This window comes from Anaeromassilibacillus sp. An172 (assembly GCF_002160515.1).
Taxonomy (GTDB): Bacteria; Bacillota; Clostridia; order Oscillospirales; family Acutalibacteraceae; genus Limousia; species Limousia pullorum.
The window spans coordinates 1-16,564 of the sequence record NZ_NFKS01000002.1; the positions used below are offsets into that span (position 1 = coordinate 1).

Sequence of the window (16,564 nt, forward strand, 5' to 3'; positions counted from 1 at the left end):
TCTGTTTTTTCTGTTTTTCTCTATCATTTTTATCACCTGCTTCTATTTTACCACTTTTATCGAAAAAAGCCCAGCGAAAGCTGAGCTTTTTCGACAGGCTGAAGCTTCGCAGTTTTATTTCTGCGAAGCTTTTTTATCTGTAATTTAATTGGTTTCTTTGTGTAGGTGAGAGCTTTTATGCTTGTACCAAATTCCTGAATAGTAGAAGAATGCGCTCATTGCGGTGGAGATTATCCAGCCAACAGGCCATGAAAGCCACAAGCCCTCAACTCCGATTATTGCGTTAAAGATATAGCAGAGGATAACTCTTATGAGCAGGTCTGCGAAAGTTGCCGCCATAAACGGTATCATACTTTCCGTACCTCTCAGAACTGCGTCGAACATGAGTTTTGATCCCACAACCACATAGAATGGAGCTACAATGGTTAAAAAGTTACTGCCTGTGCTCAAAGCCATTGGACTTAAATCCTGAGCGAAAATCTTGAGAGCAGGTTCCTGGAAGAACACATAAAGCAACGAAAAGGGAATTGCAACTGTCAATACCATGAAAATTCCGGAAGTCATACCTTTTTTGATTCTGCCAATTTCTCCTGCACCCATGTTTTGCGCCGCAAAGCTTGAAAGTGCTCCTGCAACTGTTGTCAGTGTTGTGACAACAAAGGTGTTAAGCTTGATAGCTGAAGTATATCCTGCGATTACCTGAGAGCCGTAGCTGTTTACAAGACCCTGGATGAAGAGATTGCCTACAGAAACAAAGCTCTGCTGTAAAACGCTTGGGATTGCCACAACGCACATTTGAACAAGAAGAACCTTTGAAAAGAATTTAGCTGTTCCCTCAAATGTAAGCTTTTTAATTGCATGAAACAATCTAAATATGCAGAGTATAGCGGCAATGCCCTGTGCTATAAATGTCGCCCAGGCAAGGCCGGCAACACCCATGTTAAAACAGATAACAAAAACAAGGTCAAGGGCGATGTTTCCCAGACTGGAAGCAATCAAAAAGTACAGCGGTGTTTTTGAGTCACCCAAAGCTGAGAAAATACCTGTGCATACATTATAGAGAAGAACAAAGAGGAAACCTCCGATGTATATATAAAGATATGCAAGGGCGTCATCAAAAATATTTGCAGGTGTCTGCAAAACATTCATAATTGGAACGCTGATGAGAATTCCCACTATTGTGAGGAAAATTCCGACTGCTGAAATTGCTGTGAGAATTGTAGTTACACATTCTCTAACTTCTTTGTAATGCTTGGCGCCGAAGTGTCTTGAGATTACAACAGAACAACCTAAGTTGCATCCCAAAGCCACAGCCATGAAAATCATGGTTATAGGATAGGAAGAACCTACCGCCGAAAGGGCGTCCTCACCGATAAACTGACCGGCTATTACTGTATCCGCCATATTGTACATTTGCTGGAATATTACACTGCCCAGCAGGGGAAGAGCAAAGAGCCACAAAATTTTTCCTGTACTGCCTTTTGTCAAATCCTTGACCATTTCCAAACCTCCATTGACTTTTAATCCGTTGTCTATTATACTACAGTTATGGCTATCTGTTTTATATGTATTTTAAAAATTTGTTATATGATAATTAGATAATAAAAGGACGATATAAAATGAATATAGAGCACATGAAAAATTTTTTGATAATGGCGGACAGCGACAGTATTTCCCATGCTTCCAGAAGACTTTTTATAGCTCAGTCAGCACTGAGCAATCAGCTTAAAACCCTTGAAAAAGAGGTGGGAGCCCAGCTTATAAAAAGGGACTATCACAGCTATGAGCTTACGGAAAGCGGAAAGACGTTTTTAAAGTATGCCAGAAAAATTGTTGAAACAATGGAACAGGCAGAACTTGCAGTATCCGACTTGCAGGACGGAACAACAGGAACCCTGAGAATATCCTCTACACCGTCAGTGGCAACAGGTTTTCTCATGGAATACATAAGCGAAAATACAAAAAAATACCCCCGGGTAAAGCTCAGAATAAACGAGTGCAATACACCGGAGGTTATTGAAAAGATAAAGGACGGAATTTCGGAGGTGGGATTTATAAGAACACCTTTCGGAAATCACGGAGAATTTGTTACAAAATTTCTTGTAGCAGACCAAATGGCTGCGGTTTATAAAAAGGGCAGTTATAGTTTTGAGGACAATTTCAGTTTGGACCTTTTGCAAAACATGCCGCTTATATCAATTTACAGATATACAGAACTGCTGGACGCAATAGCAGAACACAGAAATTACAGAATATACTATGCCGCCCAATGTACAGAGGTTTCCACAGCCCTTTCCTTGGCTCAGTTAGGTATAGGTATTGCCCTGGTTCCTTATTCCGCATATAAAAATAATATGGGACTTTTTACAGGATTGGAAGCAAAAATTATCGGCGACAGTGAATGCGGAACAAAATGTCTTATGATTTATCTTAAAAACCGTTCTCTTTCAGCCACCGCTCAAAACTTTATAAAGCTTATAGAAAATATAATTGAAAGCAAAGAAATTTAATTTCCGAAATATTCCTCAATGGAGCTTACACACCTGTCAACGGCGCAGTCGATTTCCTCTTTTGTTATTATAAGGGGAGGATTGAAGTAAAGCACATTTCCCAAGGGACGCAGAAGCAGTCCCTTTTTTAATGCAATTTTGTAGATCTCATATCCCACACGCTTTTCGCTTTCAAAGCCCTCCTTGGTTTCCTTGTCTTTCACAAGCTCAATTCCGTTTATAAGTCCTATGTGTCGGATTTCACCCACGTAAGGCTTTTGCAAAAGCTTTTCCGTAAGCTTTTGGTGGAGATATTTTCCGGTTTCTGCGGCGTTTTCCAAGATATTATCTTCTCTCAATATTTTTTGAACGGCTAAAGCAGCGGCACAGCCTAAAGGATTTCCGCTGTAGGTGTGGCTGTGCATAAATGCCTTGCCTTTGTTGTAGTCGTCGTAGAAAGCGTCGTAAATTTCCTGGGTGGTTATGGTTATAGCCATTGGCATGTAGCCGCCGGTAAGTCCTTTGGAGATGCACATAATGTCCGGTGATATGCCGGCGTGGTCGCAGGCAAACATTTTTCCAGTTCGTCCGAAACCGGTAGCGATTTCATCTGCAATAAGTAAAACATCGTACTTATCGCAAAGCTCTCTAAGCTTTTTAAGATATACAGGAGGATAAATTCTCATGCCTGCGCTGCCCTGAAGCAAAGGCTCCACAATAAGTGCACAGCATTCCTGGGCATGTTCCGCAAAGGCTTTTTCCGCATGACAGATACATTCGCCGCCGCAGCTGTCTCTGTTTTTTCCTAAAGGACAGCGGTAGCAGTCCGGAGATTCAATGTGAATTGTGTCCATAAGCATTGGACGGTAGATTTTAGCGTACAAATCCATGCTTCCCACTGATAAAGCGCCGATTGTCTCACCGTGATAACCCTCTGTAAGGCACATGAATTTTGTTTTTTCGGCTTTGCCCCTTTGGTATTGATATTGAAAAGCCATTTTCAAGGCACATTCAACAGCGGCAGAACCGTTGTCGGAAAAATTAAATTTGCAAAGACCTTTAGGAATAATCTCCATAAGCTGCTGACAAAGCTCTATTGCCGGCTTGTGGGAGAAATTCGCAAAAATAACATGTTCCAGTTTATCAAGCTGATTTTTAATAGCTTCGTTGATTTTGGGATTGCAGTGTCCCAAAAGATTGCACCACCAGGAGCTTACAACGTCTATGTACTCGTTTCCGTGTATGTCGTAAAGATGAACGCCTTCGCCGTGGTCGATAATAATGGGGGGCAGTTCCTCATAATCCTTCATCTGTGAACAGGGGTGCCATATATATTTTAAATCAAGCTCTTCCAAAGTCATTTCATTCATCTCCAAAATATAATTTTATAGGGTCGCAAAGATAGTCTATATTTTCAGCATTGCTTGAAACAGTGCCTATAACCTTTACATCTGTGAGCTTTTCAATCATAAAAAGATTGTCTTTGTGCATAAGGCTGTTTTCATTGTAATTGTTGAGAATAATTCCTCTTACCTTTATGCCTTTTTCACGGAGATAAGAAACGGTGAGAACAACGGCGTTGATTGTTCCCAAGCCTGCGTCTGCCACTATAAGTGTGTCAAGCTCTAAAGATTTTACTATGTCCTCAAGCATAATAAAGCATTTTTCATCAAGTCTAATGGGACAGACAATTCCTCCGCTGCCCTCAACAAAAACATATTCATGGGATTTTAAAACAGTTTCAAAATCCTTTTTGACTTCCTCAAGCTCCACAGGATTTCCCTCTATCCTTGCGGAAAGATGAGGGGAAAGGGGGTTTTTGTAGAGATAGGATAAAAGTGTTTCGGTTTCCTGATTTATTCCGGAAATCTTTTTAACATAGCCTGCGTCGCTTTCCTCAATGGACTCTGCGCCGCTTATGGCGGCCTTGTAGTAGCCTGCGTTTATTCCCTTTTGTACCAAGCTTTTTGCCAAAAGGGCGGTAACGTAGGTTTTTCCTATGTCAGTTCCGGTTCCGGTGATAAAAATTCCCTTAGCCATTGCATAACCCCCTTTCATAGCCCAAAGCTTCAATAGTTTCAATGTCCTTTTTTATGGTAATTCCGGCAGTTGTCAGCATATCTCCGGAAATTGTGGCGTTTGCGCCTGATTTAAAGCAATCATATCCTTTATGCTCCATAAGTCCTCTGCCTCCAGCAAGTCTTATGGAAGCGTCGGGGAGAATAAATCTGTACACAGCGGCAATTCTTCTCATGTCGTCTTCCGTAAGGGGTGAAAGATTTTCATAGGGAGTGCCCTTAATCGGGTTTAACATGTTGATTGGAATAGATTTAATTCCCAGTTCCTTTAATGAAAATGCCATGTCGATTCTGTCCTCAGGGGTTTCGCCGATTCCCATAATACCGCCGCTGCACACGGAAAGACCTGATGACTGCGCCGCTTTTATTGCATTGACCTTATCTTGAAAGCTGTGGGTTGTGCATACATTGCTGAAATTCTTTTCTGAGGTTTCAAGGTTGTTGTGCACTCTTGAAGCGCCAGCCTCTTTCAGCTTTGAGAATTGTTCTTTATTCAAAAGTCCGCAGGATATGCAGACCTTAATATCACATTCATTTTTTATGGCTTTTATAATTTCGCAGACCTTTTCAACTTCGCTGTCGCTGAGTTTTTTTCCTGATGTGACGATAGAAAATCTCAGCACACCTCTTTCAAAATTTTCTTTAGCCTGTTTTGCTACCTCCTGGGGTGAAAGCAGTGGGTATTCCTGAACACAGGTGCTGTAAAAGGATGATTGGGCACAGTATTTGCAGTTTTCCGAGCATTTGCCGCTTTTTGCATTTATAATTGTGCAGATATCAAATTTGTTGGAGCAAAAATGATTTCTTATTTCATCGGCACATTGGCACAGTTCATCTAAAGGTGAATTGTAAAGATTTAAAGCATCCTCTTTTGTTATAGCTTTACCGGAGAGGATTTTTTCCATATAGTCACGGGGACTTGTCATTTTAATCAGACCTTTCTTTTGTTAAAAACAGGAATAAGACGTTTTCCAAGCATTGCCGCAAAGAAGCACATAACAATATCGCCTGGAACAACCAAAAGGAAGCAGTAAAGAAACAGCGGCCAAAGTCCTATTCCGGTTCCCAAATAAAAGTTGCTTATTATGTAGTAGTAAATCATTCCGAAAAGATAAACCATAGCAAGTCCTGCAAAACAGGCGAATAACAGTTTACAGTAGGAGGGATTTGCTTTCTTGTGGGCTATTGTTCCGGTGAGAAGAGCTCCCACGGCAAAGCCTATTATATAACCGAAGCTTGGCTGGAAAATATATCCGGGACCGCCGCCGGAAGCAAATATAGGAAGTCCTATCAAGCCCAGTACCATGTAAACACAGACACAGAGAAAACCTTTTTTGCCGCCTAAAAACAATCCGGCAAGGGTTGTGAAAAGTGTTTGCAGAGTAAAGGGAACAAAAGGAACGGGAACTTTTATAAAAGCGCCGATTGCGATAAGAGCCACAAAAAGTCCGCATATAACAATGTCGTTGATTTTAAGGGTATTTTTTGTCATAAGCCACCTCTTAGAATTTATTTCATATGAAAGTATAACAGACTAAAAGAAGATTGTAAACCTAATTTTAAAATAAAGTTTACAATAGCGTATAATTGTTGAATTAGAAAAATATCGTGGTATAATAAAAAATAAATTCTTCAAAGTGAAAGGAAACGACCTTCTAAATCGTATTGTATATGAAAGGACGTTGATAAGTCCTGAAAATACAAGGAGGTTTTTATTATGAAGAAAAAGATTATGGTTATTATAGCTGCTTTATTTGTGATTACAGCGGCAGTTGCAACAGTAGGAGCGGCAGGAAGAGGAAAGGTTGGCAATCCTTCAGCGGCTGTATCCGGTATATGCGACGGAGTACCGGCACAGGACGGAACAGGAATGCAGTACGGTAAAAATGAAAACGCAAGTCAGGGAAATGGAACAGGCGACTGTATCTATAATGAGGAATGCCCAAACGATGGAGTGCCTGCCCAGGACGGAACAGGTATGCAGTACGGTAAAAATCAAAACGGTGGAAACGGCAAAGGTAACAGTGGATAATCAGGAAGAAATTATCACAGGAATAGAAAACACACAGTGTTATCAAAAGTACGGCTCAGCCTGCGTGGGCGCCGGATATGAAACAAGGGAAGAAGCCCGGGAATACGGAATGTCCTTCGGAAAATACAAAGCCTATCAGGAGCTTTTAAAATATTATCCCGACATAACACCTGAGGAATGTAACGAGCTTTCCATGAACGAGATAAAAAATCTTATTTTGGAAAACGGCGGAGAATGGATTGGAAATTCACAAAATAATTCCCGGTGTACAAACTCAACCGACGAAACAAAAGGACAAAACAGCGGAAATTCCGGTAAAGGAGAAAATTCCGGAAACGGAAAAGGAAACGGCAATAAAGGCGGAAATCAAAAAGGCAAAAACTAAAAGAAAAAGCGTATTACTGACTGAACTCTAGTAATACGCTTTTTGCTTTATTTATAAAAATATCTTCCGGAAGTTTTGCTCTTTTTTCCGTACTGTATTGCCTCTTTAGGACAGCGGTGCAGGCATCCAAGGCAGATGTTGCACTGCTTTTTTACCCATACAGGTTTGCCCTTTTCGATTTTTATAGCTTCCGACGGACAGATTTTTTCACATAATCCACAGCCGATACAGCTGTCCTCAACATAGAACTTTTTTGTAAAACGTCTGTGCTTGTAAAAAGGATAGGAGAAAAAGGTTACTGTTTTCGGGAAATGACCGGGATTTTTATTTTGATTTCCCGAAATCTTTTCATCAATAGCCTTTTTAATTTTTTCAAGCTCACGGTCAGCCTTGCTGTTTATTTTTTCCTGTTCAGCCTTATCTGCTATCTTAAATAAAGGCACATATGTGTCCACCATTTTTACAGAATAAACTGCATTTACGGAAATCCCCTTTTTTTCAAGGGCTTCTTTTACAAATTTATCTGCATTGGCGGTAGAAGCTCCGCAGGTCATCAGTATATACACATAGGTTTTTTCTTTAAGATTTATAACTGCGCTGTTGATAAAATCCATTACAGCCTGAGGCACTCCGAAAAAATAGACCGGAAAAACAATTCCAAGCTTTCCGTCGTGAATATTAAATTCTGTGTTTTTTGTTTTTAAAGCTTCAGAAATCGAAACAATATTTTCGTTGATATCCGCTGTTTTATGGGCGGCGTGTCTGCTGTTTCCTGTGGCGGAAAAGTAAAAAATCATTTATATCACCTGATTTTAAATAATTTTACACATAGAGTATAAAATATATTAGCGGTACAGTCAATAGATAAAAATGGTTAAAGATAGCTCTTTGATGTTGTTTTATGGCCGTTATTGTGGTAAAATTTATTTATATTTGAGAAAAGCGGGCGGTGATGTATGAAAAATAAATTTTTATTATTTTTTATAGAAGTAAAGGAATTTATAGACATCTTTTTCGGCTATAAGGTTATGAGGGCAGCCGCCGCAATTTCATATTATCTTACCCTTTCGTTTTTCCCATTTCTTATCTGTCTTAACTGGCTGATAGCCACAATAGGAATTGACATGGGAACAATAGTGAGCCTTACGGAAGGTTTTATTCCTCAGCCGGCTATGGACTCTTTAAACCAGTATTTGGAGTATATTGTGAACCAGCAGTCGCCAATATTGCTGATAACGGGAATTACATTCCTTGTAACCAGTGCCTCGGCGGCGTTTAGAAACCTTGTAACAATTATGGGAGAAATCCACGGCAAACAGAGATTTAACGGCATAATAAAATATATTCTAAGCTTTGCAGGTTCTACGCTTTTTCTTTTTGCAATCTACTTTTTTATGCTTATTTCGGTTATTGCAAAGTCGATTATTTCCATAATTGACCAGTGGCTAAACACAAATCTTTCTATTTTATTTCAGTTTGAGTGGATGCATTCATTTTTGATATTGATATTCCTTACAGTTATGCTTTACGCATTGTACAGAACCTATAATATCAAAGGCAGAGCCTTTAAAGCTCTTATTTTCTCATCGGTGGGAGCTGCTTTTCTCCTTGTTGCAGTGAGTTATGTTTTTTCTGAAATAATGAAATTTTCGGCAAAATATTCACTGGTTTACGGTTCCCTTACTTCCGTAATCTGTCTTATGATGTGGATTTTTATCTGCGCCAATATAATAATCGGCGGAAGCGTTTTGGGAAGAGTAATAGGTTATCACTGTGAGGACGAATCAGAGGAAGAAAAAAAGTATGAAAACGCAAGAAAAAAGAAAAAACTAAAAAAGAAATAATTTTACGGGACAGGATTGTTAACAACCTGTCCCTAATTTTTTTCACAACGGATATTGACAAATTGCAGTTTTACATGTTTAATTAGGTTGGGAGAAATCCTAAAAGAGCAGGGAGGAATTTCAAAATGATTAAAGCTGTATTTTTTGATATTGACGGAACTCTCGTACCATTCGGCGAAAAAAGAATGCCGAAAAGTACCGTTGAAGGTCTTGACAAGCTTAAAAGCAACGGTGTTAAGGTGTTTATTGCCACAGGAAGATCTCCTGGAAATTTAAAATATCTGCAATCAATACTGGATTATGATTTTGACGGTTTTATTGCAATGAACGGACAGTATTGTTTTACAAAAGATTTGGTTATACGTGAAAAGTGTTTTGATACGGAAAGTTTTCCAATGCTGTTAGAATATCTTGAAGAAAACGATGTTTCCTGTAGTTTTGTGGAGCTAAACTATGTTTACATAAACAGAATAAGCGAAAGGGTTATGAATATTAGAAGGTCTTTGGGCGCTTCTGTAATTTACGAACCAATAGATAAACCGGAACGTGCATTGACCCATAAAATATACCAGCTCAGCGCATATACAGACAAAGAGCAGGAAAAGGAACTTGTAAAACATTTTCCGGGTTCCAAGGCTGTGCGCTGGTCTCCGGTTTTCGCCGATATAATCCCCGAGGACGGCGGAAAAGATGTGGGAATAAGCAAGGTTATCGAGCATTTTGGAATTAAAAGAGAGGAAACAATGGCTTTCGGCGACGGCGGAAACGACATGGATATGCTGAAATACTGCAACATAGGCGTCGCTATGGGCAATGCCGGAGATGAGGTAAAAGCCATTGCAAACCATGTTACAGACAACACAGATAAGGACGGAATTTACAAGGCATTAAAGTATTTTGAACTTATATAAAATATATGGAATGTATAAATGTGAATATTTAGTGAATAAAAAATGTAAAAAAATTCACTTGACAAAGAGAAAACTTTGTATTATTATATGTTGCAAAGAAATAAAACAAATGCTTTGACAGGGACAGCTGATACATAAAGCGATTTCAGAGAGTCGTCGGTTGGTGCGAGACGATAGGCAGTGTTGATAGAATCACCCTCGAGCAGACTGGTGAAATTTTCTTTTTGGAAAAACTAATCAGTTCCGGAAGCTCACCGTTATCATGGGGCGCACGTTGTTAGACGTGGCAGAGTGGCCGTTTTTCGGCAATTAGAGTGGTACCACGGAGTATATTTATACCTCGTCTCTTTTTTGGAGACGAGGTTTTCTTTTTATATTTGACTTAATTGAATGGAGGCTTTTTATTATGAAATTGACAGGAGCGCAGATAATAATGGAATGTTTGCTGGAACAGGGGGTTGACACTGTTTTCGGTTATCCGGGCGGAGCGGTTTTGAATATATACGACGCTTTGTATGAATATAAGGATAAGATAAGACATATAACCACTTCCCACGAGCAGGCGGCTTCCCATGCTGCTGACGGATATGCAAGATCAAGCGGAAAGACAGGCGTATGTATTGCAACATCAGGCCCGGGAGCCACAAACCTTGTTACAGGTATCGCTACAGCCTATATGGATTCAATCCCAATGGTTGCAATTACAGGAAACGTAAACAGAAACCTTTTGGGAAAAAGCAGTTTCCAGGAAGTTGACATTGCCGCAATCACAGCGCCGGTTACAAAGAAAAGTCTTATTGTAATGGATATTGCAGACCTGGCAGACGCAATCAGAGACGCTTTTTATGTTGCAAATAAGGGAAGAAAGGGCCCGGTTCTCATAGATATTCCAAAGGATATCACAGCTTTGACCTACGATTTCGAAAGAAAGCCATTAAAGGAGCAGAAACACAACTTTGACCACAATGAAAAGCAGTTTAAGAAAGCAGTAGAGCTTCTGCTTAAATCCGAAAGACCATTCCTCTATGCAGGCGGCGGAGTTGTGGCTTCGGAGGCGGAAAAGGAATTTGCAGATTTTGCAGAGAAGTTTGACGCTCCTGTTTCAGCTTCACTTATGTGTCAGGGCGCATACGACCAGAAGCTTCCAAGATATCTGGGAATGCTCGGTATGCACGGAACAAAGGTTTCCTCAATGGCATTAAAGGAATGTGATTTGTTTATCGCAGTCGGTTCAAGATTTTCCGACAGAGTTACCTGTGATACCGGTGTTTTTGCAAGAAACTGTCCGGTAATTCATATTGACATAGACGCAAAGGAATTCAACAAGAACATCAAAGCCGCAGCAGCATTGAGAGGAAACGCAAAGGATGTGCTTGAAGAGCTCAGCAGAAGAATTCCTCAGCAGAACCACAGCGAGTGGATGAATAAAATTTACGGCTGGAAAGAAAAAAATCCTTTCCTTAAAAAAGACGACGGAATGTATGTGACACCTCAGTATGTTATGGAAACACTGGGACGTCTTACAGACAATAAGGCTATGATTACCACAGAGGTTGGACAGCACCAGATGTGGGCGGCACAGTATTTCTATTACCGTTATCCACGCCAGCTCTGCACATCAGGCGGTTTGGGAACAATGGGATACGGTCTTGGAGCGGCAATAGGCGCAAAGCTTGCAAATCCCGACAAAACGGTTGTAAACATTGCAGGCGACGGAAGCTTCCACATGAATTGCAGTGAGCTTTCCACACTTTCAAAATACAACATTCCTGTTATAGAGCTTCTCTTTAACAACGAGGTTTTGGGAATGGTAAGACAGTGGCAGAAGCTTTTCTACGGCGGAAGATTTTCCGAAACAGACCTTGATAAGGTTACAAATTATGAAAAGCTTTCAGAAGCATTCGGTGTAAAAGCCTATACAATCAGCAAGAGCAGTGATGTTGAAAAGGTTCTCAAAGAGGCAATCGAGTCCGGAAAGCCTGCATTTATCAACTGCATCATCAATAGAGATATGAATGTTCTGCCGATGGTTCCGGCAAACGGAGCAGTAACAGACCCGATAATGGAAATGTAAAGAAATTTGTAATATAAACAGGAAGGATGAAAAAAGATGTTGACCCTTGATAAAATCTACCACGCTTCATATGTGCTTAAAAATGTTGTGAGATGTACAGACCTTATTCATGCGCCACTTATCAATCCTGAGGCACAGGTATTTTTAAAGGCTGAAAACCTCCAGATTACAGGTTCATTTAAGGTGAGAGGTGCTTACTATAAAATATCCCAGCTTTCCGACGAAGAAAAGGAAAGAGGTGTTATCGCATGTTCAGCAGGAAACCATGCACAGGGCGTGGCTTTGGCTGCTACTAAAAACGGCATTAAATCACTTATCTGTCTGCCTGACGGAGCTCCTATTTCAAAGGTTGAAGCTGCTAAAAGATACGGCGCAGATGTGTGCCTTGTTAAGGGTGTTTACGACGATGCATATAACATGGCTGTAGAGCTTCAAAAGGAAAGCGGCGCAACATTTATTCATCCTTTCGACGATGAAGAGGTTATTGCCGGACAGGGTACAATCGGTCTTGAGCTGCTGGAGCAGCTTCCGGAAATGGACGCGGTTATCGTTCCAATCGGAGGCGGCGGACTTATCTCCGGTATCGCATATGCGGTTAAATCCCTTAATCCAAGATGTAAGGTGTACGGTGTACAGGCACAGGGCGCACCGTCCATGTATAATTCCGTAAAGCACCACTGCAACGAAACACTGGACAGCGTTTCAACCATTGCAGATGGTATCGCAGTTAAGAAACCGGGCGATATCACATATGATATCTGCTGTAAATATGTTGACGACATCGCAACAGTTACAGACGACGAGATTTCCTGTGCAATTCTTTCCCTCATGGAGAAGCATAAGCTTGTTGCAGAGGGCGCAGGTGCGGTATCCGTTGCGGCGGCAATGTTCAATAAATTCGACATCAAGGGCAAAAAGGTAGCCTGCATAGTTTCCGGCGGAAATATCGACGTTACAATTCTTTCAAGAGTTATCACAAGAGGACTTCTCAAGGGCGGAAGAAGCGCAGATATCACTGTTGCTTTACAGGATAAGCCGGGACAGCTCAAGGAAATTTCTGCAATTATTGCTGACCTGGGCGGAAACGTAACATCAGTACAGCACAACAGAGCCAACGAGGGAATGGATGTAACAGGATGCTTTTTGCATATTGTTATGGAAACCAGAGATTATAACCATATAGAAGAGATTAGAAAAGCGTTAACAAACGCAGGATTTAAGATAGTTAGGTCTATGAATTGAGATATAGGAGGAAATGAAAATGAAATATGTAAAGACAGATAAAGCACCGGCAGCTATCGGCCCGTATTCCCAGGGAGTGGTAGCAGGAGGATTTGTATATGTATCAGGTCAGATTCCACTTGACCCTGCAACAGGAGAGCTTGTTGGAGGAAGCATAGAGGAGCAGACAGAAAGAGTTATCGCAAACCTCAAGGCAATTCTTGAGGCTGCGGGAACAGATATTTCCAAGGTGGTTAAAACCACATGTTTCTTGAAAGATATGGGAGATTTTTCAAGATTTAACAGTGTTTACGAGAAGCATTTTGTTTCAAAGCCGGCAAGAGCCTGCGTTTCTGCGGCGCTTCCTAAGGATGCGGCTGTAGAGGTTGAGGTTATCGCTTTGGCTCAGGATGCGTAAGATTTGATAAAAAGCCTTCAAAATTATTATTCTGCAAAACAAAAAACACCACGGTATAAACTGTGGTGTTTTTTGTTTATCTTAGTCTTTTTCAGAAAAATAAAATCATCATACTTTTTTAGATTATGCGCAGAAAATACGGCTTTCAACCTTTTTTCTGACTTCTTCCTTTGAAATGTGCAAAACAACTGCAAATTCACCGTATACAATATTTTCCGCATTTCGAAGAAAGTCCATGTCCATCTGACTGAATTTTTTATGATTTTCTTTTGCGTCCTCAAATTTGCCGTTAAGTGATTTAATAAGCAAAAGTATATTTATGCAGTTGCATGACTTGATAATTGCTTTATACTTTTCGGCAAGCTCTCTTTTGTTTCTGCAATTAAGTCCCTCTGTCTTTTTATGAGAAACGGTTTCTATGCAGTCTTCAACTTCACTTGGAGAAATAAGATTGCGTATAAACACATTTGTATCAACAGGGGAATAGATTTTCTCGCCCTCTTTTCCAAAGAGAGGTGAGAGTGTGTAATAAAGCTTGTCTGTAGCAAGACCGTCTGATACCGATAAATGCCCTACACTTTCAACACGGCAAACGCCTTTTGTTCCGTAAATAATGATATCTCCCGCACTGTACATTTTTATCGCCTCCAATTACTTTGATTTAGAGAGAGCAATAAATTTTAATTTTAAAATATTGTTCTTTCATATCTCTATATTAGTATTTTAACATATTTAAAAGAAAAAAGTCAAAGGCAAAAGTACACAAATTGTAAATTTGTGTACTTTTGCGCAGGCGATAGGGGAGATTTTTGAAATTTTTATATAGTTATAAATTTTTAGAAGTAAAAAAGATTATTTTAAATCTTCTTCAAAGCAGGCGTAAACCTCAGGCATTTTTCTTTTGTGAAGATTTCTCAGATGATATCTGTTTATAGTTTCCACATCCTCGGGTTCTCCTTTGCCTTCGGTGATGTATTTGTCAATGGCTTTGTAGGTGACGCCCATTTCTTTTTCGTCTGTCTGACCCTCAAAAAGACCTGCTGAAGGTGCTTTTTCGATGATTGAAGAAGGAGCGTTCAGGTATCTTAAAAACTCAAAAACTTCTGTTGCAGTCAAATCTGCGATAGGGTTAAAGTCGTATGCGCCGTCGCCCCATTTTGTAAAATAGCCCATGTAAGCTTCGCTTCTGTTGCCGGTTCCGGCAACAATTCTGTTTTCAGAGGCGGCAATGGTGTAGAGAGTTATCATTCTAAGGCGAGGAGCTATGTTTGCTGAAGCGGCGTCGGTAATGGTTGTTACATTTTCCAAAACCCCAAGCTCTTTGTTTTTAACATCGGTAAGGTCAACAACCCTTGTTTCTATGTTGAACTGCTGGCTCAGCTCTTTGCCGTCGTCCATGTCTTCGCCGAAGTTTCTCTGTGAACAGCAGGGCATGATAATTCCAACTGTGTTTTCACAGGCGGCTTTGCAGAGGATGCCCACAAGTGCGCTGTCCTTGCCTCCGCTGTTTCCGAAAACAATACCTGTTGCCTTTGTTTTTTCAAGCATATTTTTGATAAATTCAACTCTGTTTTTAAATTCAAGTTCATAGTTACGCATAATAATACCTCCCGTTTGACTGTATAATTGACAGTACTTTATTTGTTTAAACATAAATGTTTTTATATGCGCTCACTGAGTTTTTTGGAATAGTCAGAAACCGCTTTGTATTCGTCCTTTGTCTTTGTGGGATATTTTCCGCCGAAACAGGCTGTGCAGTAGCAGTTTGTGTTTTTGCTTCCGTTAAGATAGGTGACATATTCCGGATTTAAAAAACCGAGGCTGTCTGCACCAATCATTTTGGCTATTTCCTCAACTGTGTGATGGTTGGCAATAAGGTTTTCCTTTGAGTCCACATCGGTTCCGTAATAGCATGGATTTATGAAAGGCGGTGCGGAAACTCGCATGTGAATTTCCAATGCGCCGGCTTCACGGAGAAGCTCAACAATCCTGCGTGATGTGGTTCCTCTGACGATTGAGTCGTCTATAAGAACAACCCTTTTTCCTTTTACCACAGAGGGGATAGGGTTTAATTTAATGTGAACCTTGTCCTCACGGGATTCCTGACCCGGTGAAATAAAGGTTCTTCCGATGTATTTATTTTTTACAAGTCCTATTCCGTAGGGAATACCGGACTCCCTTGCATAACCTATGGCGGCGTCAATTCCCGAATCGGGAACACCGATAACTATATCTGCGTCAACGCTGTGTTCAAGTGCAAGAAAAATTCCCGACCTAATTCTTGCCTCGTGTACTGAATATCCGTCAATAACGGAATCCGGTCTGGCAAAATAGATGTATTCAAAAATACATTTTGAATGTTTTTCCTTGCCGCAGTGGTCTTTAATTGAAGAAACACCGTTTTTGTCTATTACCAGAATTTCGCCCGGCTCAACATCACGGATAAGCCTTGCTCCCACTGCGTCAAGAGCGCAGCTTTCTGAAGCCACAATATATCTTCCGTCAGGGGTAATTCCGTAGCAAAGAGGTCTGAAACCCTTTGGGTCTCTGACGGCTATAAGCTTTGAGGGCGACATAATAACAAGGGAGTATGCGCCCACCAGCTTGTCCATGGCTCTGTTTATAGCTTCTTCAATGGAAGCGGCGGTAAGCCTTTCCTTTATAATAAGGTAAGAGATAACCTCCGTGTCGCTGGTCATGTGGAAAATTGCTCCGTTTAATTCCAGCTCCTCTTTAAGGGTATCTGTGTTTACAAGATTTCCGTTGTGAGCTAATGCAAGTCTTCCTTTAATATGGTTTACAACTATGGGCTGTGCGTTTATTCTGTCGCTGTCCCCTGTGGTGCTGTATCTCACGTGACCTATAGCCATGTTTCCGTTTCCCAAGTCCTGTAAAACCTGAGGGGTGAAAACATCGTTTACAATTCCTGTGTCCTTGTAAGTTCTGAAAATGCCGTCATCGTTTACAACTATTCCGCAGCTCTCCTGTCCTCTGTGCTGTAGTGCAAAAAGACCGTAGTAGACAGTGGAGGCGACAGCTGTAGGTTTGTTTGAATAAACGGCAAAAACACCGCATTCCTCATGTATTTCTGAAGAAAAATCCATGTATATAC

The 16,564-nt window shown here is 40.6% G+C and carries 17 protein-coding genes and 1 other annotated feature; of the genes, 8 read left to right on the forward strand and 9 right to left on the reverse strand.

The window, feature by feature from the left end; genetic code table 11:
- Nucleotides 1-144 precede the first annotated feature (144 nt).
- Nucleotides 145-1,500 carry an MATE family efflux transporter gene (locus B5F08_RS01195; RefSeq protein WP_087376008.1) on the reverse strand — a complete coding sequence of 452 codons (1,356 nt, stop codon included), beginning with the start codon at nucleotides 1,498-1,500 and terminating at the stop codon, nucleotides 145-147.
- Between the two features lie 119 nt (nucleotides 1,501-1,619).
- On the opposite strand from B5F08_RS01195, the gene B5F08_RS01200 reads away from it, so the two are divergent.
- Complete coding sequence (locus tag B5F08_RS01200) at nucleotides 1,620-2,510, forward strand: LysR family transcriptional regulator (protein ID WP_087376009.1); 891 nt, start codon at nucleotides 1,620-1,622, stop codon at nucleotides 2,508-2,510.
- Here the strand turns inward: B5F08_RS01200 and bioA are convergent.
- From bioA to B5F08_RS01220, 4 genes are read right to left on the reverse strand one after another with little or no spacing between them, the layout of a single operon-like run.
- Nucleotides 2,507-3,850 carry an adenosylmethionine--8-amino-7-oxononanoate transaminase gene (gene bioA, locus B5F08_RS01205; protein WP_087376010.1) on the reverse strand — a complete coding sequence of 448 codons (1,344 nt, stop codon included), beginning with the start codon at nucleotides 3,848-3,850 and terminating at the stop codon, nucleotides 2,507-2,509. The two genes, B5F08_RS01200 and bioA, sit on opposite strands and share 4 nt — an antisense overlap.
- Before the next feature lies 1 nt (nucleotide 3,851).
- Nucleotides 3,852-4,529, reverse strand: a complete 678-nt coding sequence (gene bioD / locus B5F08_RS01210) for a dethiobiotin synthase (protein WP_087376011.1) — start codon at nucleotides 4,527-4,529, stop codon at nucleotides 3,852-3,854.
- Entirely contained in the window at nucleotides 4,522-5,493 is a 972-nt protein-coding gene (gene bioB / locus B5F08_RS01215; RefSeq protein WP_087376012.1) for a biotin synthase BioB, read from the reverse strand. Before bioB ends, bioD begins: the two co-directional genes overlap by 8 nt.
- A gap of 5 nt (nucleotides 5,494-5,498) precedes the next feature.
- Complete coding sequence (locus B5F08_RS01220) at nucleotides 5,499-6,059, reverse strand: biotin transporter BioY (RefSeq protein WP_087376013.1); 561 nt, start codon at nucleotides 6,057-6,059, stop codon at nucleotides 5,499-5,501.
- Between the two features lie 225 nt (nucleotides 6,060-6,284).
- Between B5F08_RS01220 and B5F08_RS01225 the strand changes: the two genes are divergently transcribed.
- Nucleotides 6,285-6,599 (forward strand): hypothetical protein, encoded by a 315-nt coding sequence (locus B5F08_RS01225; protein ID WP_087376014.1) that lies wholly within the window; start codon nucleotides 6,285-6,287, stop codon nucleotides 6,597-6,599.
- Nucleotides 6,499-6,984, forward strand: a complete 486-nt coding sequence (locus B5F08_RS01230) for a hypothetical protein (RefSeq protein ID WP_442856046.1) — start codon at nucleotides 6,499-6,501, stop codon at nucleotides 6,982-6,984. The genes B5F08_RS01225 and B5F08_RS01230 overlap by 101 nt, the downstream gene beginning before the upstream one ends.
- A 47-nt stretch (nucleotides 6,985-7,031) precedes the next feature.
- On the opposite strand, the gene B5F08_RS01235 is transcribed toward B5F08_RS01230, so the two are convergent.
- Nucleotides 7,032-7,781: an EFR1 family ferrodoxin gene (locus B5F08_RS01235; RefSeq protein WP_087376016.1), complete on the reverse strand. Its 750-nt coding sequence runs from the start codon at nucleotides 7,779-7,781 to the stop codon at nucleotides 7,032-7,034.
- A gap of 159 nt (nucleotides 7,782-7,940) precedes the next feature.
- Here B5F08_RS01235 and B5F08_RS01240 point away from each other — a divergent pair, with 159 nt between their 5' ends.
- From B5F08_RS01240 to B5F08_RS01260, 5 genes are all read left to right on the forward strand, one after another.
- A complete protein-coding gene (locus tag B5F08_RS01240) occupies nucleotides 7,941-8,828 on the forward strand; it encodes a YihY/virulence factor BrkB family protein (protein WP_087376017.1) in 888 nt (295 codons plus the stop codon).
- Between the two features lie 125 nt (nucleotides 8,829-8,953).
- Nucleotides 8,954-9,739 carry a Cof-type HAD-IIB family hydrolase gene (locus tag B5F08_RS01245; protein WP_087376018.1) on the forward strand — a complete coding sequence of 262 codons (786 nt, stop codon included), beginning with the start codon at nucleotides 8,954-8,956 and terminating at the stop codon, nucleotides 9,737-9,739.
- Nucleotides 9,740-9,844: 105 nt separating this feature from the next.
- Nucleotides 9,845-10,090, forward strand: a binding site (T-box leader).
- A gap of 55 nt (nucleotides 10,091-10,145) precedes the next feature.
- A complete protein-coding gene (gene ilvB, locus B5F08_RS01250; RefSeq protein WP_087376019.1) occupies nucleotides 10,146-11,813 on the forward strand; it encodes a biosynthetic-type acetolactate synthase large subunit in 1,668 nt (555 codons plus the stop codon).
- A gap of 36 nt (nucleotides 11,814-11,849) precedes the next feature.
- Nucleotides 11,850-13,055: a threonine ammonia-lyase gene (gene ilvA, locus B5F08_RS01255; RefSeq protein ID WP_087376020.1), complete on the forward strand. Its 1,206-nt coding sequence runs from the start codon at nucleotides 11,850-11,852 to the stop codon at nucleotides 13,053-13,055.
- A gap of 13 nt (nucleotides 13,056-13,068) precedes the next feature.
- On the forward strand, nucleotides 13,069-13,452 hold the full coding sequence (locus B5F08_RS01260; protein ID WP_442856047.1) for a RidA family protein: 384 nt from the start codon (nucleotides 13,069-13,071) through the stop codon (nucleotides 13,450-13,452).
- A 123-nt stretch (nucleotides 13,453-13,575) separates the two neighbouring features.
- Here the strand turns inward: B5F08_RS01260 and B5F08_RS01265 are convergent, their stop codons facing one another.
- From B5F08_RS01265 to purF, 3 genes are all read right to left on the reverse strand, one after another.
- The gene (locus B5F08_RS01265) at nucleotides 13,576-14,088 is read right to left on the reverse strand and encodes a CarD family transcriptional regulator (protein WP_087376022.1); all 513 of its coding nucleotides are present in this window, start codon (nucleotides 14,086-14,088) and stop codon (nucleotides 13,576-13,578) included.
- Between the two features lie 216 nt (nucleotides 14,089-14,304).
- Nucleotides 14,305-15,051 carry an NAD(+) synthase gene (gene nadE, locus B5F08_RS01270; RefSeq protein ID WP_087376023.1) on the reverse strand — a complete coding sequence of 249 codons (747 nt, stop codon included), beginning with the start codon at nucleotides 15,049-15,051 and terminating at the stop codon, nucleotides 14,305-14,307.
- A 62-nt stretch (nucleotides 15,052-15,113) separates the two neighbouring features.
- Complete coding sequence (gene purF, locus B5F08_RS01275) at nucleotides 15,114-16,556, reverse strand: amidophosphoribosyltransferase (protein ID WP_087376024.1); 1,443 nt, start codon at nucleotides 16,554-16,556, stop codon at nucleotides 15,114-15,116.
- Nucleotides 16,557-16,564: the final 8 nt, after the last annotated feature.